The sequence below is a fragment of the Nocardia transvalensis NBRC 15921 genome (assembly GCF_000308875.1).
GTDB classification, from domain to species: domain Bacteria; phylum Actinomycetota; class Actinomycetes; order Mycobacteriales; family Mycobacteriaceae; genus Nocardia; species Nocardia transvalensis.
Window position 1 is genome coordinate 15,449 of record NZ_BAGL01000083.1, and the last position, 25,642, is coordinate 41,090.

24 protein-coding genes are annotated in these 25,642 nt (G+C 67.7%); 10 read left to right on the top strand and 14 right to left on the bottom strand.

Going from position 1 to position 25,642, the window contains the following annotated elements:
* Positions 1–22: 22 nt before the first annotated feature.
* Positions 23–766, bottom strand: coding sequence for a ZIP family metal transporter (locus ON41_RS28940; RefSeq protein WP_218003572.1), 744 nt, complete (start codon positions 764–766; stop codon positions 23–25).
* 101 nt (positions 767–867) lie between these two features.
* Between ON41_RS28940 and ON41_RS28945 the strand changes: the two genes are divergently transcribed.
* Positions 868–1,920, top strand: coding sequence for an NAD(P)-dependent alcohol dehydrogenase (locus tag ON41_RS28945; RefSeq protein WP_040751183.1), 1,053 nt, complete (start codon positions 868–870; stop codon positions 1,918–1,920).
* Here ON41_RS28945 and ON41_RS28950 read toward each other — a convergent pair.
* On the bottom strand, positions 1,887–3,182 hold the full coding sequence (locus ON41_RS28950; protein WP_040751184.1) for a phthiocerol/phthiodiolone dimycocerosyl transferase family protein: 1,296 nt from the start codon (positions 3,180–3,182) through the stop codon (positions 1,887–1,889). The genes ON41_RS28945 and ON41_RS28950 overlap by 34 nt on opposite strands.
* A gap of 113 nt (positions 3,183–3,295) precedes the next feature.
* Here ON41_RS28950 and ON41_RS28955 point away from each other — a divergent pair, with 113 nt between their 5' ends.
* The gene (locus ON41_RS28955; RefSeq protein WP_040751185.1) at positions 3,296–3,853 is read left to right on the top strand and encodes a TetR/AcrR family transcriptional regulator; all 558 of its coding nucleotides are present in this window, start codon (positions 3,296–3,298) and stop codon (positions 3,851–3,853) included.
* A gap of 4 nt (positions 3,854–3,857) precedes the next feature.
* Here the strand turns inward: ON41_RS28955 and ON41_RS28960 are convergent, their stop codons facing one another.
* Positions 3,858–4,073 (bottom strand): hypothetical protein, encoded by a 216-nt coding sequence (locus tag ON41_RS28960; RefSeq protein ID WP_040751187.1) that lies wholly within the window; start codon positions 4,071–4,073, stop codon positions 3,858–3,860.
* A gap of 712 nt (positions 4,074–4,785) precedes the next feature.
* On the opposite strand from ON41_RS28960, the gene ON41_RS28965 reads away from it, so the two are divergent.
* From ON41_RS28965 to ON41_RS28985, 5 genes are all read left to right on the top strand, one after another.
* Positions 4,786–5,631 carry a DUF5753 domain-containing protein gene (locus ON41_RS28965; RefSeq protein WP_040751188.1) on the top strand — a complete coding sequence of 282 codons (846 nt, stop codon included), beginning with the start codon at positions 4,786–4,788 and terminating at the stop codon, positions 5,629–5,631.
* Positions 5,632–5,928: 297 nt separating this feature from the next.
* Positions 5,929–6,555: a DUF8020 domain-containing protein gene (locus ON41_RS28970; RefSeq protein ID WP_040751189.1), complete on the top strand. Its 627-nt coding sequence runs from the start codon at positions 5,929–5,931 to the stop codon at positions 6,553–6,555.
* A gap of 188 nt (positions 6,556–6,743) precedes the next feature.
* The gene (locus ON41_RS28975; protein ID WP_040751190.1) at positions 6,744–7,370 is read left to right on the top strand and encodes a DUF8020 domain-containing protein; all 627 of its coding nucleotides are present in this window, start codon (positions 6,744–6,746) and stop codon (positions 7,368–7,370) included.
* Positions 7,371–7,845: 475 nt separating this feature from the next.
* Positions 7,846–8,274, top strand: coding sequence for a hypothetical protein (locus tag ON41_RS28980; protein WP_051162719.1), 429 nt, complete (start codon positions 7,846–7,848; stop codon positions 8,272–8,274).
* A 14-nt stretch (positions 8,275–8,288) separates the two neighbouring features.
* Entirely contained in the window at positions 8,289–8,894 is a 606-nt protein-coding gene (locus tag ON41_RS28985) for a DUF8020 domain-containing protein (RefSeq protein ID WP_040751191.1), read from the top strand.
* A 15-nt stretch (positions 8,895–8,909) separates the two neighbouring features.
* On the opposite strand, the gene ON41_RS28990 is transcribed toward ON41_RS28985, so the two are convergent.
* Positions 8,910–9,278 carry a VOC family protein gene (locus tag ON41_RS28990; RefSeq protein WP_040751192.1) on the bottom strand — a complete coding sequence of 123 codons (369 nt, stop codon included), beginning with the start codon at positions 9,276–9,278 and terminating at the stop codon, positions 8,910–8,912.
* A gap of 62 nt (positions 9,279–9,340) precedes the next feature.
* Here ON41_RS28990 and ON41_RS28995 point away from each other — a divergent pair, with 62 nt between their 5' ends.
* A complete protein-coding gene (locus ON41_RS28995; protein ID WP_040751193.1) occupies positions 9,341–9,784 on the top strand; it encodes a MarR family winged helix-turn-helix transcriptional regulator in 444 nt (147 codons plus the stop codon).
* Here ON41_RS28995 and ON41_RS29000 read toward each other — a convergent pair whose 3' ends face one another.
* The 5 genes from ON41_RS29000 to aceA all read right to left on the bottom strand — a co-directional run bounded on the left by ON41_RS29000 (position 9,785) and on the right by aceA (position 16,195).
* Positions 9,785–10,525, bottom strand: coding sequence for an esterase/lipase family protein (locus tag ON41_RS29000; RefSeq protein WP_373281370.1), 741 nt, complete (start codon positions 10,523–10,525; stop codon positions 9,785–9,787).
* A 321-nt stretch (positions 10,526–10,846) separates the two neighbouring features.
* On the bottom strand, positions 10,847–11,032 hold the full coding sequence (locus tag ON41_RS29005; RefSeq protein WP_040751195.1) for an antitoxin: 186 nt from the start codon (positions 11,030–11,032) through the stop codon (positions 10,847–10,849).
* Between the two features lie 37 nt (positions 11,033–11,069).
* Positions 11,070–13,367: a 5-methyltetrahydropteroyltriglutamate--homocysteine S-methyltransferase gene (gene metE, locus ON41_RS29010; RefSeq protein ID WP_040751197.1), complete on the bottom strand. Its 2,298-nt coding sequence runs from the start codon at positions 13,365–13,367 to the stop codon at positions 11,070–11,072.
* 278 nt (positions 13,368–13,645) lie between these two features.
* Positions 13,646–14,518: a 3-hydroxybutyryl-CoA dehydrogenase gene (locus ON41_RS29015; protein ID WP_040751198.1), complete on the bottom strand. Its 873-nt coding sequence runs from the start codon at positions 14,516–14,518 to the stop codon at positions 13,646–13,648.
* 390 nt (positions 14,519–14,908) lie between these two features.
* The gene (gene aceA / locus ON41_RS29020) at positions 14,909–16,195 is read right to left on the bottom strand and encodes an isocitrate lyase (protein ID WP_040751199.1); all 1,287 of its coding nucleotides are present in this window, start codon (positions 16,193–16,195) and stop codon (positions 14,909–14,911) included.
* A 499-nt stretch (positions 16,196–16,694) separates the two neighbouring features.
* On the opposite strand from aceA, the gene ON41_RS29025 reads away from it, so the two are divergent.
* Entirely contained in the window at positions 16,695–17,837 is a 1,143-nt protein-coding gene (locus ON41_RS29025; RefSeq protein ID WP_040751200.1) for an alpha/beta hydrolase family protein, read from the top strand.
* On the opposite strand, the gene ON41_RS29030 is transcribed toward ON41_RS29025, so the two are convergent.
* The 5 genes from ON41_RS29030 to ON41_RS29050 form a co-directional block, all read right to left on the bottom strand.
* Positions 17,771–20,665, bottom strand: coding sequence for a molybdopterin-dependent oxidoreductase (locus ON41_RS29030; RefSeq protein ID WP_083905712.1), 2,895 nt, complete (start codon positions 20,663–20,665; stop codon positions 17,771–17,773). The genes ON41_RS29025 and ON41_RS29030 overlap by 67 nt on opposite strands.
* Positions 20,662–21,480, bottom strand: a complete 819-nt coding sequence (locus tag ON41_RS29035) for an FAD binding domain-containing protein (RefSeq protein WP_040751261.1) — start codon at positions 21,478–21,480, stop codon at positions 20,662–20,664. The genes ON41_RS29030 and ON41_RS29035 overlap by 4 nt, the downstream gene beginning before the upstream one ends.
* A gap of 104 nt (positions 21,481–21,584) precedes the next feature.
* A complete protein-coding gene (locus ON41_RS29040; protein WP_157185654.1) occupies positions 21,585–21,806 on the bottom strand; it encodes a hypothetical protein in 222 nt (73 codons plus the stop codon).
* A 53-nt stretch (positions 21,807–21,859) separates the two neighbouring features.
* A complete protein-coding gene (locus tag ON41_RS29045; RefSeq protein WP_040751202.1) occupies positions 21,860–22,105 on the bottom strand; it encodes a hypothetical protein in 246 nt (81 codons plus the stop codon).
* Complete coding sequence (locus ON41_RS29050) at positions 22,102–22,464, bottom strand: hypothetical protein (RefSeq protein ID WP_040751203.1); 363 nt, start codon at positions 22,462–22,464, stop codon at positions 22,102–22,104. Before ON41_RS29050 ends, ON41_RS29045 begins: the two co-directional genes overlap by 4 nt.
* Before the next feature lie 352 nt (positions 22,465–22,816).
* Here ON41_RS29050 and ON41_RS29055 point away from each other — a divergent pair, with 352 nt between their 5' ends.
* Positions 22,817–25,603, top strand: a complete 2,787-nt coding sequence (locus ON41_RS29055; RefSeq protein WP_040751204.1) for a tetratricopeptide repeat protein — start codon at positions 22,817–22,819, stop codon at positions 25,601–25,603.
* Positions 25,604–25,642: the final 39 nt, after the last annotated feature.

A 25,642-nucleotide genomic window follows, 5' to 3' on the forward strand; every position in this document is an offset into this window, starting at 1 on the left:
CCTGGTCGCGGCCACAACGGGATCAATGATTCAGGGCCGCCACCACGAACATGAACGCGGTACCCGCGACCGTGCACAGCAGGACCAGCCGCGACGGCCGTCCGGCGTGTGCCTCCGGCAGGATGTCCCCGGTCGCCAGATACAGCAGGAACCCCGCGAAATACCCCAGGTACAGCCCGGCCAGATTCGACGGCACGTGGATCAGGGTGCCGATCACCGCGCCGACCACCGGGGCCAGCGCGTCGAGCCACAGCAACACCAGCGCCCGCCGGTGTGCGTTGCCGTACAGGGTCGGGATGGTGAAGGCGTTGAACCCGTCGGCGAAGTCGTGGGAGATCACCGCGATCGCCACCGAGATGCCCAGTGCCGTCCCCGCCTGGAAGCCCACGCCGATACTCAGCCCGTCGAGCATGCTGTGGAAGATCAGCCCGCACGCGGCGATGATCCCGACCGACTGGAAATCGTGGGTGTGACTGCCGAATTCGCTCTCGTGACCGACGTGGATGGCGGTCGCCTGCTCCATGATGTGGACGGTGAAGAATCCCACAACGGCCGCGACCAGCGCCCCCGGCACCCCGGCCACCGTGGAGTGCGACTCCTCGAGGGCGTCCGGTATCAGGTCGAATGCCACGACGCCGAGCATCACGCCCGCGGCCAGGCCGAGCACGATGCGCTTGCGCTCGCCGATGCGGGCCGCGACGAGTCCGCCGACCAGAGTCGAGCACAGCGAGATCAGCGAAATCAGAATCGCCACGTCGATCAGCATGTGCCATCCGCTGGCGCATCTCGGGCAAATCAGACCGGCGAGTTCGGGCCCCGCGGCCGGGCCGTTTGCGATGCGAACTATGCGGGAGTAGGCATGAACGCATGACGACCGCTGCCGCTTACTCCGTCTCGGCCCCCGAGGGCCCCTTCACCAAGACCACGATCGAGCGCCGCGACCTCGGCCCCCACGACGTCCTCATCGACGTCAAGTACGCCGGTATCTGTCATTCCGATATCCACACCGCCCGCGACGAATGGCACGGCACCACCTACCCGTGCGTGCCCGGACACGAGATCGCGGGCCTCGTCGCCGCGGTCGGCTCCGCGGTGACCAAGCACCAGGTCGGCGACCGCGTCGGCGTCGGCTGCATGGTCGACTCGTGCGGCGAGTGCGAGCCCTGCCTCGCGGGCGAGCAGCAGTACTGCACCCGCGGCGCCACCATGACCTACAACACGCGCGTGCCCGAGGAGTTCCAGCCCGGTGGCCACACCTTCGGTGGCTATTCGACGCAGGTGGTGGTGACCGAGAACTTCGTCCTGTCGATCCCGGAGGGCATCGGCCTCGACGTGGCCGCGCCGCTGCTGTGCGCGGGCGTCACCCTGTTCTCGCCCCTGCGGCACTGGAACGCCGGCCCGGGCAAGAAGGTCGCGATCATCGGCATGGGCGGCCTCGGCCACATCGGCGTCAAGATCGCCGCGGCGATGGGCGCCGAGGTGACCGTGCTCAGCCAGTCGCTGAGCAAACAGGACGACGGCCGCCGCTTCGGCGCCCACCACTACTACGCCACGGCCGACAAGCAGACCTTCCGCGACCTGCGCGGCACGTTCGACCTGATCGTGAACACCGTCTCCGCCGACCTGCCGATGGACAGCTACATGAAGCTGCTGAACCTGGACGGCACCCTGGTGATCCTGGGCCTTCCCGACAATCCCCTCCAGGTGAAACCGTTCACCCTGGCCGGATTCCGCCGCTCGCTCGCCGGATCGATGATCGGCGGCATCCCGCAGACCCAGGAGATGCTGAACTTCTGCGCCGAGCACGGCATCGGCGCCGAGATCGAGGTCATCTCCGCCGACCGCATCGACGAGGCATACGACCGGGTCGTCGCGAGCGACGTGCGCTACCGGTTCGTCATCGACGCGGCCACCATGTGAGTCACGGTGCGGCGCAACAGTTCCGACAGCGCGCGCCGCACCTCACCCATCTGTTCGCGGCTGTGCTCGGCGGTGTCGTATTCGACCTGCATCGTCAGCCGGCCGTCGAGCGTCCACACGGTCGCCTTCGGCGGCATGCCCGGGCCCATCGCGAAGATGTTGTCGCGCAGGACCCGTACTCCCGCGGGCACGGGATGCGACGGCAGGCGGCCCACATTCGACAGGGCGATACTCGGCTGCGCGGCGAACATCGCCGCGGTCTCCGCATCGCGAATGTGGCGGCCCGCCAGGATCAATCGCGCCGGATCGCGACGAGCCTGAGCGTCGCGCACATCGGTGTCGATGATCCGGCCGAGGGCGATCGGATCCGCCGATTCGGCGACCGGCAGCGCGGTCCCCCACCCGGACGCGCAGTTCAGCACCGTACTATCGGGCAGCGGCGGATCGAACGCAGAGCGCAGGTCCGCAGCGTAACCACAGACCATCGGCAGCGGCCCGGTCGCGTCGAGCCGGTCCCGCACGGCGGCCACGGCACAACCGCTCAGCAGGCTGTTCACCGTAATTCCGGCCGCCTTCGCGACCGCGACGAGGGCCGCCGTCTCCTCCTCGTCGAATTCGATCCGCTCGGCGACGAAGAAGCCTCGCGCGCCTCCGGATCCGGTGTGCGGCAACGTGACCGGAGGTTCCGTCATCAGACCGCGCATGCGCACGAGAAGATCCTCGATCTCGGCGGGCGAGGTCCGCGCTGCCATGTAGTCATCCACGGCCTCGGGTATTTCCGAGTCCGCGTCGACCGGCAGGGGCGCGCCGGAGACGTGCGCGGTGTAGCGCCGCCACATCTCGTCCAGGATCGCGAAAGCCGAACGGCCGTCGGCGATTCCGTGATGGATCACCAGCACGAGCCGGCTCTGCTCATCGTCGCACAGCAGCAGGCCGCGGAACAGACCCTCGCTCCAGTCCTGCGGCTCGTTGATCAGGCGGACGTATTCGATCTCGCCGCCCTCGACGATCTCCAACGGCGGCTGCGGATCGGCCGACCGCCGCAGGACGGGCACACCGCCGTCGTCGACCTGCACGCTGCCGAGCAGCGGATGACGAACGGCCAACTCGCGCAACACCGTACGCAGCACGTCGGCGTCGAGGTCGCCCTCGACGGTCGACCCGATGAACAGCGGCATACCGCCGACCGGCACCGAGCCGAAGTGGGCGTCGGCACGGAAGTAGCTCGATTCGAAGGGGGACAGGGGGCGCTGGGTGGTCATCGGACACCTCTCGGATCGGTTGGGAGCACCACCCGAACCATACAAGCGTTTCAAACATTTGTCACAAACATTTGTATGAAACATCCGTATGCGGGACTGCTACCCTGGCCGACGTGGGAACACGCGACGATCTCCTGTCCGCGGCCAAGCAGTGCCTGGCCGAGCGCGGATATGCCCGGACCACGGTGCGCGATATCGTCGCCACCTCCGGCAGCAATCTCGCCGCGATCAACTACCACTTCGGCAGCCGGGACGCCCTGCTGAGCCAGGCCATGGTCGAGTCCACGACCGAGGCGGTGCAGCAGATCATCGACACCCTCGCCGACAGCGACGCCCCGCACCCGCGCGACCGGCTCGAGTCGTTCCTGCACCGGCTGACCGTGACCTTCACCGAGGACCGCGCCCTCTGGGCCGCCAACGTCGAAAGCCTCGCGCAGGCACTGCATTCCGGCGACCTCCGCGACGGCGTCTCCGCCAAACAGCAGGACGCCCGCCGCTCCCTCGCGGGCATGCTCCTCCCCGACGACGCGGACCCCGACGACAACGTAGGCGCCGTCCTCCTCACCCTCCTAGACGGCCTCCTCATCCAATGGCTACTGAACCCCTCCGTAGCCCCCACCGCCAACCACATCACCACCGGCCTACGCACCATCTCCCGAGCGATCAAGTGACAACTCAGGTATCGAGCCACCCCTCGATCTCTTCCAACCGCGCCGCCGAATAGACGACTTCCCCGTCCCCGGCATCCAGCAGTGCCCATTCGCGCCCACCGGGCCGCCCGCGCACCAGGAGATATCCCGCCCGTGCGGCCCTGGTCGCGATCCGGCTGATCCGCGCGGACGCGGATTCGATATGCGCCTGCCGCAGATACTTGTCGATCGAGTTCTTCACAACTCCTCCCAAAGCCGGTGCCGCCGAAAGGAATCGGGCACGATCCGACCGGCGTTCACCAGCGCCTCGAACGCGGCACGCTTACGCGCACAGTCGTGTTCACGATGTACCCGCATCCATGAATGCGCTTCGGCGAGCGTGAACGGCTCCGTGGGTGTCCCGCACGTCCACGCCGTCGGCCATGTCGCCCGGTCCTGCCCACCGGCCGACTTGCGGGTGGACACCGAGCGTCGCGGCCGATCGACCGGCCAAAGGCACCCGACAACCAGCACCACGACACCGCATCCGGCGACAACGGTCACGATGCTCGACAACACATTCCATGCCCCCACGCGTGATCACTCCCGGCCACCGGGTGTGCAAGTACGGCAGCGCATCCGGACAGACTCGCGCCTCGCATCCAACTGGTAGGGCTCGATAGCCCGCGAACGTGTCATGAGTTCTCCGAAGTTGTCAGGAAAGTGGATGCCGAGCGCCCTGCGCCTGGCCTGGTGGCTGGTCCAGCTCTCCAGCTACTCGCGGGCGCACGATCCAGCTCACACCTCGACGCCAGGTTCCACAATCTCTATCCGGAAAAAGACTGCTTCGAAAAAACAAAACGAAGTACTCTTGAGACCTCGTTTCCCCTGTTAGAGAGACGGAGCCCGCCATGCCACCCCAACCGAATGCCCCATCGGTACCTCGCCGCCAGGTCGCACGCATCCTGTCCAAGTTGCACGAGCAGTCGGGCCTCTACATCAAGGACGTGGCCGAACAGGTCGATCTGCACCACACAACCGTGACGAAGATGCTCAAAGGGCAACCGTGCAAGCTCAAACAGATCTATATCGACAAGCTGTGCGAGATCTACGACGCATCAGCAGAGACCAGGGAGAACCTGAAAACACTTGCCGCAGAGGCGGAATCGACCCGTGGCTGGTGGCACGCCCTCGGTCATACCCAGTCGGGGGTTCCGCTCAGCACCTACGTAGCCCTCGAAAAGGAGACCACTACACTCTCTATTTTCCAGAGCGCTCGCATACCTGGCCTGCTGCAAACCGAGGACTATGCCCGAGCCCTGCTTCGCACCAGCCCCGACCTCACCGCCGATGAGATCGAAAGCCACGTCGAACTCAGGATGAGCCGCCAAGCGGTACTCACCGACTCTCGGCCCAAGCTCGACGTGATACTCGACGAGTGCGTACTCCACCGCGCGCTGAGTGACTCCCAACTTGCTCCCGGCCTGGTGCGACACATCACCCAGGTGTCCAAACTCCCGAACGTCAGCATCCGACTCGTCCCGTTCGACGTCGGTATCTATCGCGGAACGGAGGTCAACTCGTTCATCATCCTGGAATTCGACAATAAGGCGGACCTCGACCCCGGACCACCGGTCGTCTATGTCGAAGTCGGAGTCGGCAGCGCCCTCTACTTCGAGGAGGAGCAGCAGGTAACGCGTTACCGTCAAACATGGGACGCGATCGAACAGTCCGCGTTGAGCGCGGCAAAGACTCGCGCCTACCTGTCGGCGGCCTTGAAGGAGCTACCTCGGAAAAGTGGCCGGTCCGGACAACCCTGATCCAGGGTTCCTTACACGCGCGAAGAACGCTGAAACACACCGCGACGCGCCGTTTCGGGACACTATTTTTCCCAACGATCAAGTCACACAGCAACGTTGAAGTGGGCAAGGCATTCCCGCACATCGCACGCGATCGACAGCACGATATCCACCCGCCCGTGACAACAGCAGATAACATCTGGCAATCAATTCCTCGTCACTGTCCGCGGACCCCCTGCGCGACAACGCAATCCATCTGCCCTAGGGTCTTACCCGGTCGCCCCGTCCGGGGCAGACAAGTGGAGGGAATTCAACAGAATGAAGTTCGGAAAGATCACTGCTACCGTTTTCATGGCCATCGCCGCTACGGGGATCACAGCGGCCACGGCACACGGGGAGCCCGCGGCAGTCGCGGAACAGCCGGCGGCAGTGACGGCGGGGAACGCAACTTCCGGGGTGGATCACGGAATCAATTACCACACAACGGTTTCTCCGGTGGACAAGGTCATCACCACCGCAGTCGACAACGGCCGTTTCGAGACCGCCGGCAACGGCGCTGCCGTACTCCGGTCCGAAGACGGTGCTGCGGTGACCGAGGTTCCGCAGAGTTACGAGATCGCCGGTCGCTCGATCGCGATCGCGCAGCGGATCTCCGTGGACGGCCGCAGTCTGACGCTGACGCCGCAGCCCACCGCTGACGACATCAGCGAATTGAAGAACATCACCGCGATGGACAACCTCATCGCACAGGCCAGTAAGAATATCCTCGGGGTCGTCGCCGGTGCCATGGTCGGCGGTTTCCTCGGCGGCCTGGTGGGCTTCGGAATTTTCAGCCTGATCACCGGGCCCATCGGCGCGGTCGCGGGCGCGATCGCCGGCGGATACGCCTTGGGTGGCCAGGAATTCCTGGATGCGGTGCAGGCCGTGGCCACCGGCCAGCCGTGACGAACCAGTAACTGAAATACGCACGTGTACAGGCGCTTTTCCCGCGCCTGTACACGCCTGCGCCCATTCTTCGCCACGTCGCGATCGGCCTCCCCCTAATGGGAACCTTTGCGCGACAGAGCCATCCATTTGCTCTACGGTCGTAATCGGTCGCCCATTCGGGGCAGACAACGGGAGGAATTCAAGTAATGAAGTTCGGAAAGATCACTGCTACCGTTTTCATGGCCATCGCCGCCACGGGGATCACCGCGGCAACCGCGCACGGCGAGTCGGCCACGGTCAATGAGCAGCCGGCGGCAGTGACGGCGGGGGATGCGACTTCAGGCGTCGATCACGGAGTCAACTACCGCACAACCGTTTCCACGATCGACCGCGCGATCACCACCACCGTCGAGAACGGCCGGTTCGAGGTCGCCCAGAACGGCACCGTGGCACTGCGGGCCGAGGACGGCTCGACGCTGATGGAGGTCCCGCAGACCTACGAACTCGGTGGCCGTTCGATCGCCATTGCCCAGCAGATCGCCGCCGACGGTCACGCGCTCACGATGACGCCGCAGCCGACCGCCGAGGACATCAGCGAGCTGAAGAACGTCAGCGCCATCGATAACCTCCGGGACCAGGTCGTCAAGAATGGCGTCGGCGTTGTCCTCGGCGTCATTGTGGGCGGCTTCGTCGGCGCCCTGCTCGGCTTCGGAATCCTGTCCCTGATCACCGCGCCCATCGGCTGGGTAGTCGGCGGCATCGCGGGCGGTTACATCCAGGGCGGCCAGGAATTCCTCGACGCCGTCCAGGCCGTCGCCACCGGCCAGCCGTGACCTACCATCTCTGAAATTCGAGTGTGCGCAGGCGCTTTCAGCGCCTGCGCACACTCTTTTGTGACCCCGCCCGGAAGACTGGACCAGCGTTCCCGTATCGGTTAGTGTGCCAACGTCATTCGACGCACGCGTCGAGACACGGGGATGATGAGGGGGCCGATCTTCCATGGCGAAACATCGCAGACAAACGGGCACGCAGCGAATCATGTTGCGCGCGGCGGTGAGTGTGGTTCCCGTTACCACCATTGTCACCGGCAGCGCGATCGCACACGCTTCGCCCATCCAGGTGATCGCCCCGCAGCCTGGCGTGACCACACCCAATCAGCCCTCTCCCGAGGCATCACCGGCTCCGAGTCAAGTACAACCGGGGGTTACCACGCCGCCCCCGAAATCGCCTCCGCCGACGGCTTATGTCTCCCCGGAGGACGATCGGCGAGGAGTCGCACCGGAAACCGATTACGCGCCGTATCGCTCCGTGCCGCAACGCGATTATGTCGCGCCGCTGCAACCGGAGGCGCTGCATGCCCCGGAACCCGAACCGCCCGTGGCGCCCATCGTGCCGCCGCCGGAGACGCTGCGCTTCGGCGACAATGTCATGCCCGCTCCGGATTTCCTCAGCCCGGAGCAGGTGGACCAGGTCAATATGGCCGGAGCACAGCCCGAGGCGCAGATATCGCAATACTTCCGCTCGGTCGGAATCGCGCCGAGCCGGGCGGATCGAATGGCGTCCGCCGCCCTCGCGAGTGCGGCACAGGGTGCGGCGATCGGATGCGGTCTCGGCGCTTTCACCAGCGCCGCATTCATATTCACACTGCCGCTCCTGCCGGTGGCGTGTGTCGGGTGGGGAGCGCTCGGTGCCGTCGTCGGAGGCGTCATCGGCGCGGAGAACGGCACCCGGCAGTGAGCAGAGGGACAGGAATGCGGTTCGGACACATTGCCACCACCGTCTTGGCGGCAACCGCGGCCATGAGCATCACCACCGCGACGGCCCACGGCCGACCGGTGGACACCGACCGGCAACCGGCCGTGACAACGTTCGGTAACGCGACATCCGGCGTTGATCACGGCGTCGAGTACCACCTCACGGTCAACCCGGCCGACCGGACGATTACAGCCGAACTCCGCAACGGCCGTTTTGAATTCACCTCGAACGGTGCCGCGGTCGCCGTCGAGCACGCGGACGGAACACCGGCCACCGAGGTACCACTGCGATACGAAACGACGCAGGGCGCCATTCCTGTATCGGGCAGAATAGGTGGGGGCGGCCGTACCCTCACCCTCATTCCGACAGCGGGAGAGCCCCACCAGGTCGGCTCCTACGACCGGCTCATGGAGCAGATCTACAAGAACCAGACCGGCGTCGCGACTGGCGCCGTCATCGGCGGAATCATCGGAGTCCTCCTCATTCCCCTATGGCTGGTGAGCATCCCCGCGGGCATCGTGCTCGGCGGAATCGCCGGCGGGTACGCCATGGGTGGCCAGGAATTCATCGACGCCGTACAGGCATTCGCCGCCGGGCAGTAGCTTGCGACCGACCGGTCAGGTGCGGTCGTGGAGGGTGATTCGGTAGCCGTCGGGGTCGGCGAAGGTGAAGGTGCGGCCGAAGGGGCCGTCGATCGGGGCGGAGACGATGGGGTGGCCGTCGGCGACGAGTGCGTCGTGGATGGCCTGGACGTCGGTGGCGTGGAGCCAGATCGCGGCGCCGATGCCGGGCTGGGCGACGGAGGCGAGATCGGTGCCGGGGACGATGTCGCGGAGTGCGAACGCGATCGGCTTCGTCTCGAAGACCACGGCGTGCGGAGGTCCGGCCGGCGAGCGGACGAGGCCGAGGTACTTCTCGTAGAACGCCTGCGAAGCGGCGAGGTCGCGCGCTTGGAGTGAGATGAAGTCGGGGCCGGTGGCGGGCATGTGAAGCTCCTTCCTTACGTGTCAGTCTTCTGACATAGGTCAATGTATGTCAGAATACTGACATGAGTCAAGACGGGGTCGACCTGGAGACGTCACTGGGCTACCTGCTGAAGGAGGCGTCGAGCGCCCTGCGCGCGGCCATGGAGGAGGTCCTGCGGCCGCTCGGGATGAGCGTGACGCACTACTCCTGCCTCGAGCTGCTGGCTCAGCGACCGGGCTTGTCGAACTCCGAGTTGGCGCGGGGCGCGTTCGTGACCCGGCAGACGATGAACGTGCTGCTCCAGACCCTGGAACGAGAGGGCGAGGTGACCAGGCCCGAGGCGGCGCCCGTCGGGAAGGCGCTCCCCACACGGCTCACGCCTCGCGGCCGGCGGAGGCTGGAGAAGGCGACCGCGGCGGTCCGGTCCGTCGAGATCGGAATGCTGGCCGGCATGACCGAGACCGAGCAGGCAGACGCGCGCCGGATCCTGCGGAGCATGATCCGTTCCCTGCGCGACGGCGCCTAGTCACCCCGTACAGAGGACCTCGGGAGAGCCCGGATCCAGCGCCTGCTGCACTATCTGGATCACGGCGGGCGATCGCAGCATCTTGCCGTGGTCGAAAGTGTCACTGGCACAGATGTTCTGGACCCAGACGTTGTTCACCAGCGCGCCGGGTCCGGCGTTCAGGAATGTCGCCTCGGGCGGCGTGGACATCTCGTCGAAGTGGCTGGCTACCACCGTGTACCGCACGCCGGGTTCGGTATCGCCGCCGGCGTTGAGGGTGCGCAGGAATTCACTGCCGACGACCTGCTGGGCCGCGGCCGGTCCGAGCACGCGGGCCACGGCCGCTTCCCCCGGGCCGGAGGCGCTGCCGCTGGGCAGCAGATAGCCGAGGTTGCTGGCGGTGGTGCCGTGATTGGTGGCGCCGACGGTGATCAGCTGGCGCACCACATTGTGTTGCGGATCAACAGGATTCGCCCCGCCGCCGAATCGCATGAACTGGCGCGCGACGAGCCCGCCCTGCGAATGCGCGACGATATCCACCTGCGCCGCCCCGGTCGCCTCGCGGACCCGGCCGACGAATTCGGCGAGCTGCCCGGCCGACGTCCGGATATCCCCGGTGCCGTAGACCCCCGGCTGCGATCCGTACAGGCTCGACGTGTCGCGCCCGTAGTTCAGCGCGAAGACGCAGTGCCCCTCGTCTTTCAGCTTCGGCGACAGGACATCCCAGTTGTTCTGATTCCCCCACGTCCCGTGGACGAGCACGACGGGCTCGTCCGATTTGCATTGCCAGTCATTCGCTCCAGGCGGAGACGAACTGCCGTCCCGGACTTGGGAGATATCCGGATCCGGATCCGCGGAGGCCGCACTCACCCCCAGCACCGTGCACAAACCTATAACGGGAAGCAGCACGGCCAGCGAACGCATCACTCATCCCTTCGACGCGAAGAGCAGTAACGGATCGATTGCCGATACTATGTCCGCGAGCGGGGGAATCGGTGTATGCGCGCGGCGAAACGCCGGAGGGGTACCAAAACGCCACGGCGGCCCGGGTGCGAGGCACCCGGACCGCCGTGGCTTCGGTGACTACTTGTGGCCCTGCTCGCGCAGCGTCTTCTTGGCCGTCTCCTGCGCCTTGTCGACCTGCTTGGCGTACTTGCCGCCGGTCTGCTTGTCGACGGCGTCACCGACCTTGTCGATCACCGGCTCGAGTTTGTCGGCGTGCTTGCCGGCGAGGTCGGCCGCCTTCTTCAGCTGGTCGAACATTCCCATGACGCATCTCCTGTCGCGAAAACCTGGCCTCTCCAGGCTAACTGTCGGCACGCCGCCGCACCCGCCGCGCAGCCGCGACCAGATTGCGCAGCGACGGCTCCAGCTGCCAGAAGTGCCGGGTCTTCAACCCGCCGTCGGGATTGGCCCACAGCCGCTCCGGGGTAACCGCGTCGGCCGCCGCGGTGAGCAGTTCGTCCAGCTCGTCGATGTCCGGGATGCGCGCGGACCGGCTCTCGTAGACACCGGGACCGACGCCGTGCGAGAGCCCGTTGCCCTCCTCGGCGTCCTCCTGCAGCGCCTTGACCACCCATTCGATGGAGCGGGTGGCGACGATGGCGGTGACGTCGGCGTCCAGTTCCTCGATCGCCCGCACGATTTCCGCCCGCCCGGAATAGGCGATATGCGTGTGGATCTGTGTCTCGGGTTTGACGCCCGAGGTGGCCAACCGGAAGGCGTTGACCGCCCAGCGCAGGTACTCCGTGCGACCGTCGGGACGCAGCGGCAGCAGTTCGCGCACGGCCGGCTCGTCGACCTGGATGATCGACACCCCGGCCTTCTCCAGATCCGCCAGCTCGTCGCGGATGGCCAGCGCCACCTGGTCGGCTGTCTCGTACAGCGGCTGGTCCTGCCGCACGAACGAGCGCGCCACCATCGTGACCGGTCCGGTCACAATGCCTTTCACCGGTTTGTCGGTCAGCGACTGGGCGTAGGTGATCCACTCCACCGACATGGGCTTCGGCCGCGCCACGTCGCCGTAGAGGATCGGCGGCCGCACGTTGCGCGAGCCGTACACCTGCACCCAGCCGAAGCGGGTGGTGGCGAACCCGTCGAGCAGTTCGGCGAAGTACTGGATCATGTCGTTGCGCTCGTGCTCGCCGTGCACGAGCACGTCCAGGCCGATGTCCTCCTGCAACCGGATGGTCGACTCGATCTCGGCCTCGATCCGCTTGCGGTACTCGTCGTAGGACAGCCGGCCCTCGCCGAGTTCGTAGCGGGCCTGCCGGACGGCCGCGGTCTGCGGGAACGAGCCCAGCGTGGTGGCGGGCACGACGGGCAGATTCAGCTTGGCGCGCTGGGCTTCTCGGCGCACCTCGTAGGGTTCGCGCTCGCGCATCTGCGGCGTCAGCGCGTAAACCCGTTGCCGCACCGCGTGTTTCTGCTTGAAGTGCACCTCACCCGGCCGCTTGCGCCACTTCTCCGACGGGCCCTCGGTGAGGGCCTTCGCCAGCGAAACCACTTCCAGGACCTTCTGTTTCGCGAAGGCGAGGCGGTCGGCGACATTACCGTCGATGTCGTATTCGACGAGCACGTCGTAGGGCACGTGCAGCAGCGTGGTGCCCGTGGACACCACCAGATCGGGGCACACCTTGGCGAGTTCGTTGAGGTACTGCAACGTGACGTAGCGGTCGGCGCGCCACACGTTGGTCCCGCTGATCACGCCCGCGTACAGGCGCTTGCGGCGGATACCGGGGATCTGCGCCAGTTCCTCGGGCCGGATCCGGTGGCTGGCCAGATCGAGCCCGATCGCCTCCACGGGCGTGGCGGCCAGGATGCGCACGGCCTCGCCGAAGTCGCCGTACTGGCCGGTGACGAGGATGCGGGGCCGCAGTGGCGCGGTCGAAAGTCGTTGGTAGGCACGCTCGAACGCCGCCAGTTCCGCGGGGCTGCGATCGCTGGTGAAGCACGGTTCGTCCAGCTGCACACATGTCGAGCCGCGCTTGGCGAGGATCTCGAGCAGTTCCTCGTACACCGGCAGCAGCCGGTCCAGCAGAGCCAGCTGGTCGAATTCGGGCTCGCCCGGGACCTGGCCGGCCTTGGACAGCAGCAGCAGCGATATCGGCCCGAGCACGACCGGCCGCTGCTCGATCCCGGCCGCCTTGGCCCGATCCCACTCGTCGAGCAGGGCCTCGGGATGCAGCGAGAATTCGGTATCGGCGTCGAGTTCCGGCTGGCGGTAGTGGTAGTTGGTGCCGAAGAAACGCACCAGCTCCAGCGGCGGCAGATCGGGGCGGCCGCGGGCCATCAGGAAGTAGAAGTCCAACGGGTGCAGATCTTCCCGATACGGCTCGAACCGCTTCGGCACCGCGCCGAACAGCAGCGCGTTGTCGAGAATGTGATCGTAGAAGGAGAAGGTGTTACCCGGCACCTGGGTCAGGCCGGCCGCGTGCAACTCGGCGAACTGGGTGTCCTGAATCTCCCGCCCGACCGCGAGCAGTTCCTCCCGCTCCAGCGACCCGCGCCAGTACGCCTCCAGCGCACGCTTGAGTTCCCGGTGCGGTCCGATCCTCGGATAGCCGAGAATGCTCGATCCGAAGCCATCGGTGACGTTGACCATGAGCGGGACACTCCTTCCGAGCCGCAGGGTTCATCCCGACCCTCTGTGCAGCTTATGCCCGGTGCTGGTGAATACCGCCCCGATCGGTGGAGGCGGTGTAGTCGGCGGAAAACAATCGTTCGATGCCCCCGCAACCACCTCGGGAGCGAGTCTTACGAGCGACGTTCGCGGCCGGCTCGCGTCGGAGTGGCCGAAGCGCATGCGCCGAAGGCGCGAGTCTCGGCCGCTCCGACGCGAGCCTCAGAGGCCGCGAACACGCGACGCCGGAGGCGGCGCCATCAAGCACGGTTGTACTGGTAGAACCCCGCCCCGGCCTTCTTCCCCAACAACCCCGCCTCCACCATCCGCATCAGCAGTGGCGGCGCGGAGTACAAAGGCTCCTTGAACTCCGAGTACATCGAATCGGCGATGGACTTCACCGTGTCCAGCCCGACCAGATCGGTCAGCGCCAGCGGGCCCATCGGGTGCGCACACCCGAGCACCATGGCCTTGTCGACGTCCTCCTTGGTGGCGAACCCGGACTCGACCATGCGAATCGCCGAGAGCAGATACGGCACCAGCAGCGCGTTCACCACGAAGCCGGAGCGGTCGGCCGAGCGCACGACCTGCTTGCCCAGCACCTCGGCGGCGAAGTTCTCCGCGCGCTTGGACACCGCGTCGCTGGTCTTGAGCGTGGTCACCAGCTCCACCAGCGGCAGCACCGGAACCGGGTTGAAGAAGTGCATGCCCACCACCCGATCGGGGTTGTTGGTGGCCATGGCGATCTTCATGATCGGGATCGAGGAGGTGTTGGAGGCGAGCACCGCGTTCGGATCGGTGACGACCTTGTCCAGCTCGGCGAAGATCGAGGTCTTGACCTCCTCGTTCTCCACGACCGCCTCGACCACCAACTGGCGGTCGGCGAAGTCGCCGAGGTCGGAGGTGAACCGCAGGCGCCAGGCGGTCTGCTCGCGCTCCCGCTCGGTGATCTTGCCGCTGGACACGCCGCGATCGAGCGAGCGCAGAATCCGGGCGCGGCCGGCGGCGGCCAGTTCCCGCGTCTGTTCGAACACGAGCACGTCGACATGCGCCCGGGCGCACACCTCCGCGATTCCGGCGCCCATCTGTCCGGCGCCGATGATGCCGACGCGCTGAATCTTTTCGCTGCTCACGTCCCGCTCCTGCTGGTCGTCTTGGCTTGGGGCTGTGGGGCGAAGAAGAGGGCCGGTAAGCCCTTTCCTTCGACGGGAAACGTTATAAGGATGCCCTCCCCGCCGGGGCTGTTCGGCGGGAAGGGCGGTTCGGAAGCCGGGGCCCAGGTGATGCGGACTGGGCCCCGGCTTCCCGCCGCGCCCGGAGCGACGCCGGGCGGTGCGACGGAAGGGTGCAAGCACTGCGGTTCATATCGAATCACCCAGCCTGGCAACCACAACCGTTTGCGGCCGCCCCGGTGTTCGGTGCCCGGCGCGCATGCGACGAAGTCGCGAGCGCCGGGTGCCGAACGCCGGGGCCAAGAGGCCGCAAACCGCCGTGCCGGAGGCTCGGCAATTCAACACAGCCTCTCAGTGGAACTGGCCCTCTTCGGTCGAGCCCTTCAGCGCGGTGGTCGAGCTGTCGGGGTCGACGGTGGTGGCGATCGCGTCGAAGTAGCCGGCGCCGACCTCACGCTGGTGCTTCGTGGCGGTGTAGCCGCGCTCCTCGGCCGCGAACTCGCGCTCCTGCAGGTCGACGTAGGCGGTCATGCCCTCGCGGGCGTAGCCGTAGGCCAGGTCGAACATCGAGTAGTTCAGCGCGTGGAAGCCGGCCAGGGTGATGAACTGGAACTTGAAGCCCATCGCGCCCAGCTCCTTCTGGAACTTCGCGATGGTCGCGTCGTCCAGGTGCTTGCGCCAGTTGAAGGACGGCGAGCAGTTGTAGGCCAGCAGCTGGTCCGGGAACTCGCTCTTGACCGACTCGGCGAACTTGCGGGCCAGCTCCAGGTCCGGGGTGCCGGTCTCCATCCAGATCAGGTCGGAGAACGGGGCGTAGGCCTTGGCCCGCGCGATGCAGGGCTCGATGCCGTTCTTGACGTGGTAGAAGCCCTCGGCGGTGCGCTCACCGGTGATGAACGGCTGGTCGCGCTCGTCCACGTCGGAGGTGATCAGGGTGGCGGCCTCGGCGTCGGTGCGCGCGATGACCACGGTCGGGGTGCCGGCCACGTCGGCGGCCAGGCGGGCGGAGGTCAGGGTGCGGATGTGCTGCGAGGTGGGGATGAGCACCTTGCCGCCCAGGTGGCCACACTTCTTCTCCGACGCCAGCTGGTCCTCCCAGTGGGTGCCGGCGGCGCCCGCGGCGATCATGGCCTTCTGCAGCTCGTAGACGTTCAGCGCGCCACCGAAGCCGGCCTCGCCGTCGGCGACGATCGGCACGAGCCAGTTGTCGACCGAGGTGTCACCCTCGGCGCGGGAGATCTCGTCGGCGCGCAGCAGCGCGTTGTTGATGCGGCGCACCACCGACGGAACCGAGTTGGCCGGGTAGAGGCTCTGGTCCGGGTAGGTGTGGCCGGAGAGGTTCGCGTCACCGGCGACCTGCCAACCGGACAGGTAGATGGCCTTCAGGCCGGCGCGGACCTGCTGCACGGCCATGTTGCCGGTCAGGGCGCCCAGGGCGTTGATGTACTCACCGCTGTTGACCTGCTCCCACAGGATCTCGGCGCCGCGCCGGGCGAGCGTGTGCTCCTCCACGACGGTGCCCTGCAGCTTGGCCACCTGCTCGGCGGTGTAGTTACGGGTGATGCCCTTCCAGCGCGGATTGGTGTCCCAGTCCTGCTGGATTTCCGCAGCGGTCTTCGGGGTGCCGGCAGTCGACATCTCTGACTCCACTTCTTCGTTCGGTCGTGCCCCATGTTCGGAATCCGTCGCGATGTCCGAACTCTGCTGGAGCGGCAATTTGCAGGCTTGCTATGCCCATCGGGTGTACATCCACACGATGGCACAACAGAAAATTGCCGTCTACCTGTTGCTACTGTGAATCTCTGCTAGCTGGACCAGGCCTTTTGCTAATTTTGCAAAATTTGCCCAGTGATTGCATATCTCAACTCTACTCCCGAGTAGGGCTGACATGGGCTTTTGCGTAACGCCCGTACTGTTTCGGTGATCTCGGCCACCGACGGATTTCCCGGACCGCCATTCCCGGCTGTGAGGACCTTCACACGATGCGGCGGGCGCCCGCCGTGTGCGCCCGGCCACTTCCAGGGCCCCGGACGCGAAACCGGCGCGCCCGAGGCAGCTGGTCAATTGACCAGTGCAAGACTGTTCCTCGCACCGCCAGGGGAGGGACCGGTGCCCCCGATCCGGCGAAAGGAACACCATGCGAAAACTGTGCGTAGCGGCGGTCACGGCCCTGTTGTCCGCGGCCGGGATCTCGGGACTGCCGGCCGTCGCGGCCGCGGATCCGGCGGCCACCGGCGTCGTCGAATCCGTGCAGCCCCTGTCGGCGCAGGCGACGCTGCCCGGCTCGGTGAACTCCGAGCGCCTGCTCTATACGAGCACCACCGTCCGCGACGAGCCCACCGTCGCCAGCGCCGCCGTGTACTTCCCGCCGGGCGAGCCGCCCGCCGGTGGCTGGCCGGTCGTCGCGTGGGCGCACGGCACGGTCGGGCTCGGTGACGACTGCGCCTACAGCGTCGGCGGACCCGGCGACGTCGACCGGGACTGGGCCTACCTGGGAACGTGGCTGCGGCAGGGCTACGCGATCGTCGCCGCCGACTACGCCGGACTCGGCACCCCCGGCGAGCACCCGTACCTCAACGGCGTGGTCGAGGCGCACAACGTGGTGGACGCGGTGAAGGCCGCGACCGCGCACTATCCGTCGATGTCGAACAGGTGGGTGGTGGTCGGCCAGTCCCAGGGCGCGGGGGCCGCGGTCAACACCGCGCGCTACGCCACCGAATTCGGCGGGCCGGAGCTGGACTACCGCGGCGCGGTCGCCACCGGCATCCCCGCCTACATCGAGGATCTGGTGACGCCGGCCGGACCGGGCGTGCCGCCGGTGAAGCTGAGCCCGCACACCACCGGGTACGCGCTGTACATCCTCAACGGCCTGCGCACGACCTATCCCGAGCTGAACATCGAATCCTTCCTCACCGAATCCGGCCGGGACTGGCTGGAGCGGGCCCGCACCGAATGCCTGCTGCCCCTGGGCGACGGGCTGGCGGCGCGGAACGTGGTGATCGGCAACCTGTTCGCGCGGCCGCTGTCGGAGATCCCCGATGTGCACGGACTGCTCGCCCGCTACCTGGGCCTGCCGGAATCCGGCTACGACCGGCCGCTGTTCCTGGGCCAGGGCCTGCGCGACACCGACGTGATCACCCCGGAGACGCTACGGTTCGCCGCGGTCCTGCGAGCCAACCAGCAGCCGGTCACCCTGAAGACCTATCCGACCGATCACAGCGGAACGGTGAACGCGTCGCTGCCGGACTCGGTGCCGTTCGTGCGCGACCTGTTCGCCTGAGATCGCTTGCGTCCCATCCCCGTTCCGGTGTGCTCCCGGCCGGAATCCTCGGCGATCAGCGCCCAGATCCGGTCGGCCGTCAGGGGCAGCCGGTGCGGGCGCGCGCCCACGGCATCGCGAATGGCGTTCGCGAGGGCCGGGGCGACCGGGTTGTAGGGCGATTCGCTCATCGACTTGGCGCCCAGCGGACCGAATTCGTCGGCAGTCCTGGCGAAGTGCACCTCGGTGCGAGGCAGATCCGCGTACTGCGGAATGTGGTAGTGACGCAGGGTTTTCGTGGTCACGATGCCCTGCTCCACCCGCATATCCTCATACAGCGCACCGCCGATCGCCTGCGCCACACCCCCTTCCACCTGCCCCCGGCACTGCCGCTCGTGCAACACGGTCCCCGCATCCGCCCCGTGCACCGACCGCAGAATCCGAACCTCCCCGGTATCGACATTCACCGCAACCCGAAACGCCTGCACATTGAACGCCACCGACCGAGGCGTCCCGTCATGCGCAGCCACCGCACGTAACGGCCCCTCCCCCAGCAACTCCCGAGCGGTGAACAGACGACCACCCACCCGAACCCCACCGGCCTCGAGCACCGCGCCGGGCTCCTGGGCTATCTCCACGGCACGGGCCAGCAGCATGTCGCGGAGGCGGAGGCTGGCGGCGTGGACTGCCTTGCCCGCTACCACGATTCCGGTGGAGCCGAATGCGCCGGTGTCGTAGGCGGTGAGGTCGGTGTCGGCGTGGCGGACGCGGATGTGGGCGGGGTCGGTGTGCAGGGCGGAGGCAGCCAGCCGGGCGTGGACGGTGGTGGTGCCGTTGCCGAATTCGGCTGTGCCCACGCGGATTTCGTAGGTCCCGTCGGGGAGCAGTTCGGCCTCCGCCGTGGCGTGATGGCCGCGCGGCGGGATCGTGGCGATCATGGCGGCCGCCATACCTTCGCCGACGCGCCAGGCTCCGGAAGATACCGAGTTCATATCTCCGGTCGCGGCATGAAGCGCTTTCTCCGCCAGGTCGAGGCACTGGTCGAGGCCGTAGCTGCCGAAGGCCAGGTCGTCGTCCTCCGCACAGGTGCCGCCGACGAGCGCGTCGCCGGGCCGGACCACGTTGCGGCGGCGGAATTCGAAGGGGTCCAGGCCGATGCGACGAGCGAGTTCGTCCAGCGCGGATTCGATGCCGAAGCTCACCTGCCCGAGGCCGTAGCCGCGGAAGGCGCCGGACGGAACGGTATTGGTGTAGACGGCGCGGCCGTCGACGCGCTTGGCGGCACAGCGGTACAGGGCGACCGATTCGTTGACACCGTGGAAAAGCACCCCGCCACTGTGGTTTCCGTACGCTCCCGCATCGGCGAGGACGTCGACGGCCAGCGCGGTGAGCCTGCCCTCGGCGTCCGCGCCCGCCGTGACCTCGACCCGCATGGGATGGCGGCAGGTGGCGGACGTGAATTCGTCGGACCGGGTGAATTCGTAGGACACGGGACGCCCGGTGCGCAGGACCGCCAGCGCGACCAGGTCCTCCGACAGCATCTCCTGTTTGGCGCCGAAGCCGCCGCCCACCCGCGCCGCGAAGACCCGCACCCGCTCGCGCGGCAGTGCGAAGAGACGGCTCAGTTCGTCTCGCACCAGGAACGGCACCTGAGTGCTGGTCCGGATCACGAGACGGCCGCGCTCGTCGAGCCATCCGATACTACCGTGCGTCTCCAGGTGGACGTGCTGCACCCGATGGGTGTGCCACACGCCGTGCACGACCGCGGCCGCCGCGGCCAGCCCGGCCCCGACATCGCCTGCGCTCCCGTGCACCTCGGCGGCGATATTGCGCTCCCGGTCCGCGATGCGCGCGGAATCGTCCTTGTCCCCGTGCAGCGCGGGCGCGTCCGGCGACAGCGCCCGTTCCGGATCGAACACGGCGGGCAGCGGCTCGTACTCCACGCGCAGCGCGCGGCATCCGGCGCGGGCGGCGTCGAGGGTCTCGGCGACGACGGCGGCCACGCGCTGCCCGGCGAAGCGCACGATCCGATCGAGGACGACGGTGTCGTCCGGATCGTCCTCCCGGATCTCGTGCCGCGCCGTGGAGAACGGCACGGCCGGGCTGTCGGCATAGGTCAGCACCGCACGCACACCCGGAATCGCCTCGGCCTCCGTGGCGTCGATCGAGACGATCCGGGCGTGCGGGTGCGGACTCGTCAACACCGCCAGCTGCAGCGGCGAAGCCAGCGGGGCGTCCGTAGAGTCATTCGTCGCTGCCGCCGGGTCGGATGGCCCCGACATTCGATGACTCAGGCCCTCATCCGGACTCGTCCGGGGGACAACGGGACACGTATCCATGGTGAAGGGTTCGGTGCCGGTGACGATGCGCGCTGCGGCCGGTGGATCCAGGCCCGGATCGCGCCGGATCGCGCCCCCGAGAACAGCCTCACCGATGGCGCGGTATCCGGTGCAGCGGCAGAGGTTTCCCTTCAGCAGTTCCGGAAGATCCTCGGCGGCAATACCGCCGGGGTGACGCGCCTCCAGATCGCAGGCGGTGACCACCATTCCCGCGGTGCAGAACCCGCACTGGAACGCACCGGCCTCCACGAATCGCCGCTGCACCGGGTGGGGTTCGTCCGGCGCTCCGAGCCCGGCGGCCGTGGTGACGGTCCGGCCGTCGACGCGATGGGCCGGATACACGCAGGAGTGCACGGCCGTCCCGTCGACCAGCACCGAACACGCTCCGCAGTCCCCCGCATCGCACCCCTTCTTGACCGATATCCGCCCGGTCTCCCGCAGCACCGTGCGCAGGCACTGCCCCGGCCGGGGCGACATCTCGACGGCCACGCCGTCCACCTCGAACCTCACGACCTCACCCCGCCCAATTCGGCCACGACGTCCCGCGCCAACAGCGCGGACACGTGGCGACGCCACACGGGGGCACCGTGCGGATCGTCGTACCAGACAGCAGGATCCAGACCCATAACGGTTGCCGAAAGGTCGCTATGCGAAGGCAATGTGCCGAATCGCAGCACGATCGGCCGAACGGTCGCGGCGCTGAGAGTGACAGCGCAACCACCGTCGGCATCGGCCCGGCCGATCACCACCGCCCCCGACCGGCCCAGCGGCGTCAACGCGATCTTCCGAAACGCGGTGCGTGCGCGCAATGCCGCATCCGAGACGATTACCGAACGCAGCACCTCCCCCACACCCAGGACCGTCCGTCCCGGGCCGAGTACGAAGCGAGACAGTGGAATTCGCCGCTCACCACCCGCCGCCGTCCACACCACCGCCGTCCCGTCCAGCGCGGTCAAGGCGGCCAGCACCGCGCCCGCGGGCAGCGCCAGGCAGACATTCCCGCCCACCGTCGCCACCCGCCTGATCTTGTGCGAGGCCACCAGCGCCCGGCCCGCCTGCGCGAAGAGCGCGGCGGCCGGCCACTCCCCCGCGCCTACCTCCTCCAGCTCGGCAAGCGTGCAGGTAGCGGCGATCTCCAACCCCTCCGGCGTGACGCTCAGCGACGGCCAGCCCAGCGCCGTGATATCCACCAGCCGCTCGAGGTGCTCCTGCGGTTCGGAGTACAGCCAGGTGCCGCCCGCCAGCACGGCCGAATTACCGTGCAGCGCCCCGAGATCCGCGCGATCGCGGGCGATCACCAGCTCACGGATCGTGTCCACGTCCACGACATCCACCTACTCCCGGGCCCGGGTCGGGGCCGCTCGTGTCCAACTTAGAACCCGCTGGTTGCGGAAAGATTGCGTCACGGCGGCCCGCGGTTGCGTTCGCGTTACTCACCTCCATCGTCCGTGCGCCGGCGGCGCTCCCTCATCTGCCTGGCTCCCAGCAGTCCGGCGCTGGTCACGAAGACCGTGACGGCCGACGGCCAGTCCCCGGAGACGAATCCGACACCGGCGCCCAGCCCGGCGCTGACCGCCACCGCGAGGACCGGATGCAACGGCGAGCGAGGCGGCGGCAGGTTCTCCTCGAACGGAATCTTGGGTGCGCTCATTGTGAACTCCATTGGTCGACAATCGAAGGGGGGCAGTGCTTTCCACGGCGATGTCACGGTCTCGCCGCGCTCGTCGCGGTACCGGGCGCGGCGCCGCAGAACGGCTCGCACGTGCGGTATCCGGGTGTCGTGACGCCGGTGTACCGGCTCGGCGTCCCGGAATGCGCCCGGTCGGCGTCGGCGGTCGAGACGACGATCAGCACCCCGATCGCGAAGATCACCGCGCCGAGGAACAGGGCGATGGTCCAGACCAGCGTTCCCCTCGGCAGAACGATGATCAACGGACCGAGCAGGATCATCGGCGCCCTCCCGTCGTACAGGGCGGGACGGTTTCCGGCTCCGCGTCGTCACCGCCCTCGGTGAGCGGGAACCCGCGCAGCGCGAGCAGGCACAGCGCGTCGTTCAGGCTCAGGCCCAATTCGGCCGCGTACGCCGCGGCCATCTCGCCGTCCCAGTCGTCGTCGGAACCTTCCAGTTCGAGCACGACCATTTCGGCCAGTACCACGCCGACGAGCGCCTCGGCCCGCGTGAATCGGCATTCGGCCGGGAGGTACGACAGCACCCACCGGCCCCGGTCCGGTCCCGGGAGATCGATGCGAAATGCAACCTCCAGGGCCACATCGCTCGTGATCAACCAGTCCGTGGCGACAATTCCCATTTGTGCGTTCCTTTCTCCCGCCGACCGGTATGCCGGCCGATAACCCCATGCTGACGAGGCGGAACGGCACCGTCGATCACACGTTTCGGGTTAATTTCTTCACATCGCCACAACCTCTTGACCTGGGAGAACAGGTCCTGCTACGAAGGACGCATCACACACAGCACGTCCGGTCGGAATGCCGAATCCGCTTCCGCGACCGCGGATCCCGCCCCGGCGGCCCACCCGGACCTCGCGGGGGAGGCGCTCGGTGGCCCGAGACAGGTCCGATCATTCGCATAAACCGCGCCGCCCACGGGCGGTCGAGGCGGCGTACACCCGGTTCCGCGAACTCGGGCTGAGTGATCATGAAATGCGCGAGCCGTTCGTGGCCGAATTACGGCAACAGGGATATCGCGCGCGAGCGGCGTGGCGCTACGTCAACAACTTCACCCAGGAGAACGTCTGCGACCAATTCAACGACCTCTCCAACAGCGACACCATGAAGCCGAGCCGCATCTCCGAGTACGAGACCTGGCCGGGCGGCCCGCAGGGTGACGGCAACCGCCCGAAAGGGGTGCGGCCGACCGCCGAGGTGCTCAAGAAGCTGGCCACCATCTACGGCACGTCCTGGGATCAGCTGGTCGATCTCGCGGATCTCGCCCATATGACCGCCGGCGAGCACCGCGAGTATCGCGAGGCCGTCCTGCTGCGCAGCGCGGACCCGGGGGCCGTGCTGGTCGGCGACCTGCCGCCGGAGGTGCCCGCCTTCACCGGCCGCGACGACGCCAGATCCGAACTGCACAAACGGGTTTCGGCGCATATCGAGCGGGACGGCGTGGCGGTGCACGTGATCGACGGCCCGCCCGGTGTCGGGAAGACGGCGCTGGCCCGGTACGCGGTCAGCGCGTTCTACAAGCACTATCCGGACGGCACCATCTGGGCCGACCTGCTCGGCTACACCCCCGGCCGCGATCCCGCCGAACCCACCGATCTGCTGGAGTGGCTGCTGTTGCAGATCAAGGTCCCGCCCACGGCGATCGCGGCGGACGCCGGCCGCCGGGCCAGGCAGTGGCGGCAGGCGATGAGCGCGCGGCGGATGCTCCTGGTCTTCGACAACGCCGCCGACAGCGCCCAGGTCAAGGACCTGCTCCCGCAGGCGCGCGGCTGTTTCGTCCTGATCACCAGCCGCAAGCGGCTCACCGGACTGTCCGGCAGCGGTCCGGTCCACCCCTACCATCTGGACGGTATGCCCCTCGGCGAGGCCGAGCAGCTGCTGGTCAAATTGGCCAACCTGCGCGACGGGTACGATCGCGCCGCGGTGCGCCAGATCTCGGAGACCTCCGGCGGACTTCCCTTGGCGCTCAAGCTGATCGCCGGTCAGATCGCTCACCACGGCACCAATATGCTCGCCGACAGCGCCGCCGACTTCGCGAGCCTGGCGGCCGAGATCCGGCGCACCCCGGTGGGTTCCGAGGGCAACGAGTCGGCGGCCGAACACATCCTGGAGCGATTCTCCGCCGAGGACGAATCGGTCGGCGCCGCGTTCGAACTGTCGTATCAGCGCCTGCGCGAACCGGTTTTGCAGCACGCGGTCCGGCTGCTCGGCTGGTTTCCGGGCACCGAGGTCACCGCGCAGACCTTCGCCTGGCTGGCCGATGTGTCCGAGGCCTCGGCAAAGCTGTTGATACTCAAGCTCTGCGAGGCCGGTTTCCTGGATCCGCGGCCCGACGACATCCGGCCCGATCCCGGCGGCCCGCGCTACCGGATGCACGACATGCTGCGGCTCGGCGCGCAATTGCACGCCGAGCGTGACGGTTCGCCCGCCGAACGGGCCACGGTCATCGACCGTGTCATCCGGCACAGCCTCGCCATCGCGCGCAGTGTGAACGCCATCCGGCCGTTCCACACGGTCGGCGTGCAACCGACGCCGAACCCGCCCGAGGCGGCGGCGCAGGCCCGGACGTGGCTCACCAAGGAGCAGGAGCTGCTGCTGGGCAGCCTCGAAATCACCCGCCCCACTTCCGAAGCCGCCGAATTGGCCCGGCTGATGGCCGCCCATCTGTGCGGGCTGGGGTTCTGGGAGGGCGCCGAGCGGCTGTACGGGCGGGCGCTGGTGATGGCCCGCCTGATCGAGGACCGGCCGGGGCAGGCGTGGGCGCTGCTCGGGCAGGGGCGGATGTCGCGGATGCGAGGCGCCCACGTCCAGGCCGACCAGGCGTTCCTGGATGTCCGCGATATCGCCGACGAACTCGGCGATATGCGCTGCCTGGCCGAGGTGCAGTGCGAGCGCGGCCATTCGGCGTGGATCACCGGCGAGCACGCCGACGCCCGGCACCACTTCAACGAGGCGCTGCGCATCGCCTGCGAGATCGGCTACCGGCCGACCCAGTGCGACGCACTCGACGGCCTGAGCCGCACGGGACGCATGGCCTGCGACTACCGGGCCGCCGAACGCTGGTCGCAGGAGGCGCTGTCCATCGCCATCGAACTCGCCGATCCCGAGCGGGTGGGCACGGTGCAGTGGGGCTACGCCGAAGCGGTCCGGCTGCACGGCGACCACGACGCCGCCCGCCAGCACTACGTGTACGCGCTGCACATCGCCCGCAGCATCGATCACGTGAAGCTGGAGGGCGACGCCCTGCGCGGCCTGGGCCACCTCGAGCGGCTGGACGGCAATACCGATACCGCACAACAGCATCTGACCAGCGCCTTGGACAAGGCCCGCCGGATACAGGACCAGTACGGCGAGGGCTGGGCGCTGTGGGGCCTGGGCAATCTGGCCCGGCGCGCGGGCAATCTCCAATTGGCGCGCAACAACTTCGAATACGCCCTGCAACTGGCCCGCGAGATCAAGGACCCGCTCGGCAAGGTCGACGCCCTGCGCGGCCTCGGCCACATCGAACGCCAGCTGTCCGCCCGCGACCCGGCCCGCTTCGAACTCGCCGCCGGCTACTACCGCGACTCCCTGGAGGTAGCCCAGGAAATCGGCGACCGCCGCGGCCGAGCCGACGCCCTACGCGGCCTGGGCCGCCTGGCCACCGACCACGGCCGTATCGACGAGGCCCGCGGCTATTTGAAGACGGCCCAGGAACTGTACGAGCGCATCGGCATTCCCCTCGCTGAGGAGGTGCGTGGGCTTTTGTCCGAGTTGGACTGAGATCCCGGCCAAAAGCGTGCCGGGAACAAGAGAGAGGGC

Excerpts from the sequence above, each read along its gene's own strand:
- ON41_RS28950 (WP_040751184.1), bottom strand. The coding sequence starts at position 3,182 with ATGACCACCCAGCGCCCCCTGTCCCCCTTCGAATCGAGCTACTTCCGT.
- ON41_RS28945 (WP_040751183.1), top strand. The coding sequence starts at position 868 with ATGACGACCGCTGCCGCTTACTCCGTCTCGGCCCCCGAGGGCCCCTTC.
- ON41_RS28940 (WP_218003572.1), bottom strand. The coding sequence starts at position 766 with ATGCTGATCGACGTGGCGATTCTGATTTCGCTGATCTCGCTGTGCTCG.
- ON41_RS28970 (WP_040751189.1), top strand. The coding sequence starts at position 5,929 with ATGAAGTTCGGAAAGATCACTGCTACCGTTTTCATGGCCATCGCCGCT.
- ON41_RS28985 (WP_040751191.1), top strand. The coding sequence starts at position 8,289 with ATGCGGTTCGGACACATTGCCACCACCGTCTTGGCGGCAACCGCGGCC.
- ON41_RS28995 (WP_040751193.1), top strand. The coding sequence starts at position 9,341 with ATGAGTCAAGACGGGGTCGACCTGGAGACGTCACTGGGCTACCTGCTG.
- ON41_RS29055 (WP_040751204.1), top strand. The coding sequence starts at position 22,817 with ATGCGCGAGCCGTTCGTGGCCGAATTACGGCAACAGGGATATCGCGCG.
- ON41_RS29045 (WP_040751202.1), bottom strand. The coding sequence starts at position 22,105 with ATGATCCTGCTCGGTCCGTTGATCATCGTTCTGCCGAGGGGAACGCTG.
- ON41_RS29040 (WP_157185654.1), bottom strand. The coding sequence starts at position 21,806 with ATGAGCGCACCCAAGATTCCGTTCGAGGAGAACCTGCCGCCGCCTCGC.
- aceA (WP_040751199.1), bottom strand. The coding sequence starts at position 16,195 with ATGTCGACTGCCGGCACCCCGAAGACCGCTGCGGAAATCCAGCAGGAC.
- ON41_RS28975 (WP_040751190.1), top strand. The coding sequence starts at position 6,744 with ATGAAGTTCGGAAAGATCACTGCTACCGTTTTCATGGCCATCGCCGCC.
- ON41_RS28990 (WP_040751192.1), bottom strand. The coding sequence starts at position 9,278 with ATGCCCGCCACCGGCCCCGACTTCATCTCACTCCAAGCGCGCGACCTC.
- ON41_RS29050 (WP_040751203.1), bottom strand. The coding sequence starts at position 22,464 with ATGGGAATTGTCGCCACGGACTGGTTGATCACGAGCGATGTGGCCCTG.
- ON41_RS29005 (WP_040751195.1), bottom strand. The coding sequence starts at position 11,032 with ATGGGAATGTTCGACCAGCTGAAGAAGGCGGCCGACCTCGCCGGCAAG.
- ON41_RS29025 (WP_040751200.1), top strand. The coding sequence starts at position 16,695 with ATGCGAAAACTGTGCGTAGCGGCGGTCACGGCCCTGTTGTCCGCGGCC.
- metE (WP_040751197.1), bottom strand. The coding sequence starts at position 13,367 with ATGGTCAACGTCACCGATGGCTTCGGATCGAGCATTCTCGGCTATCCG.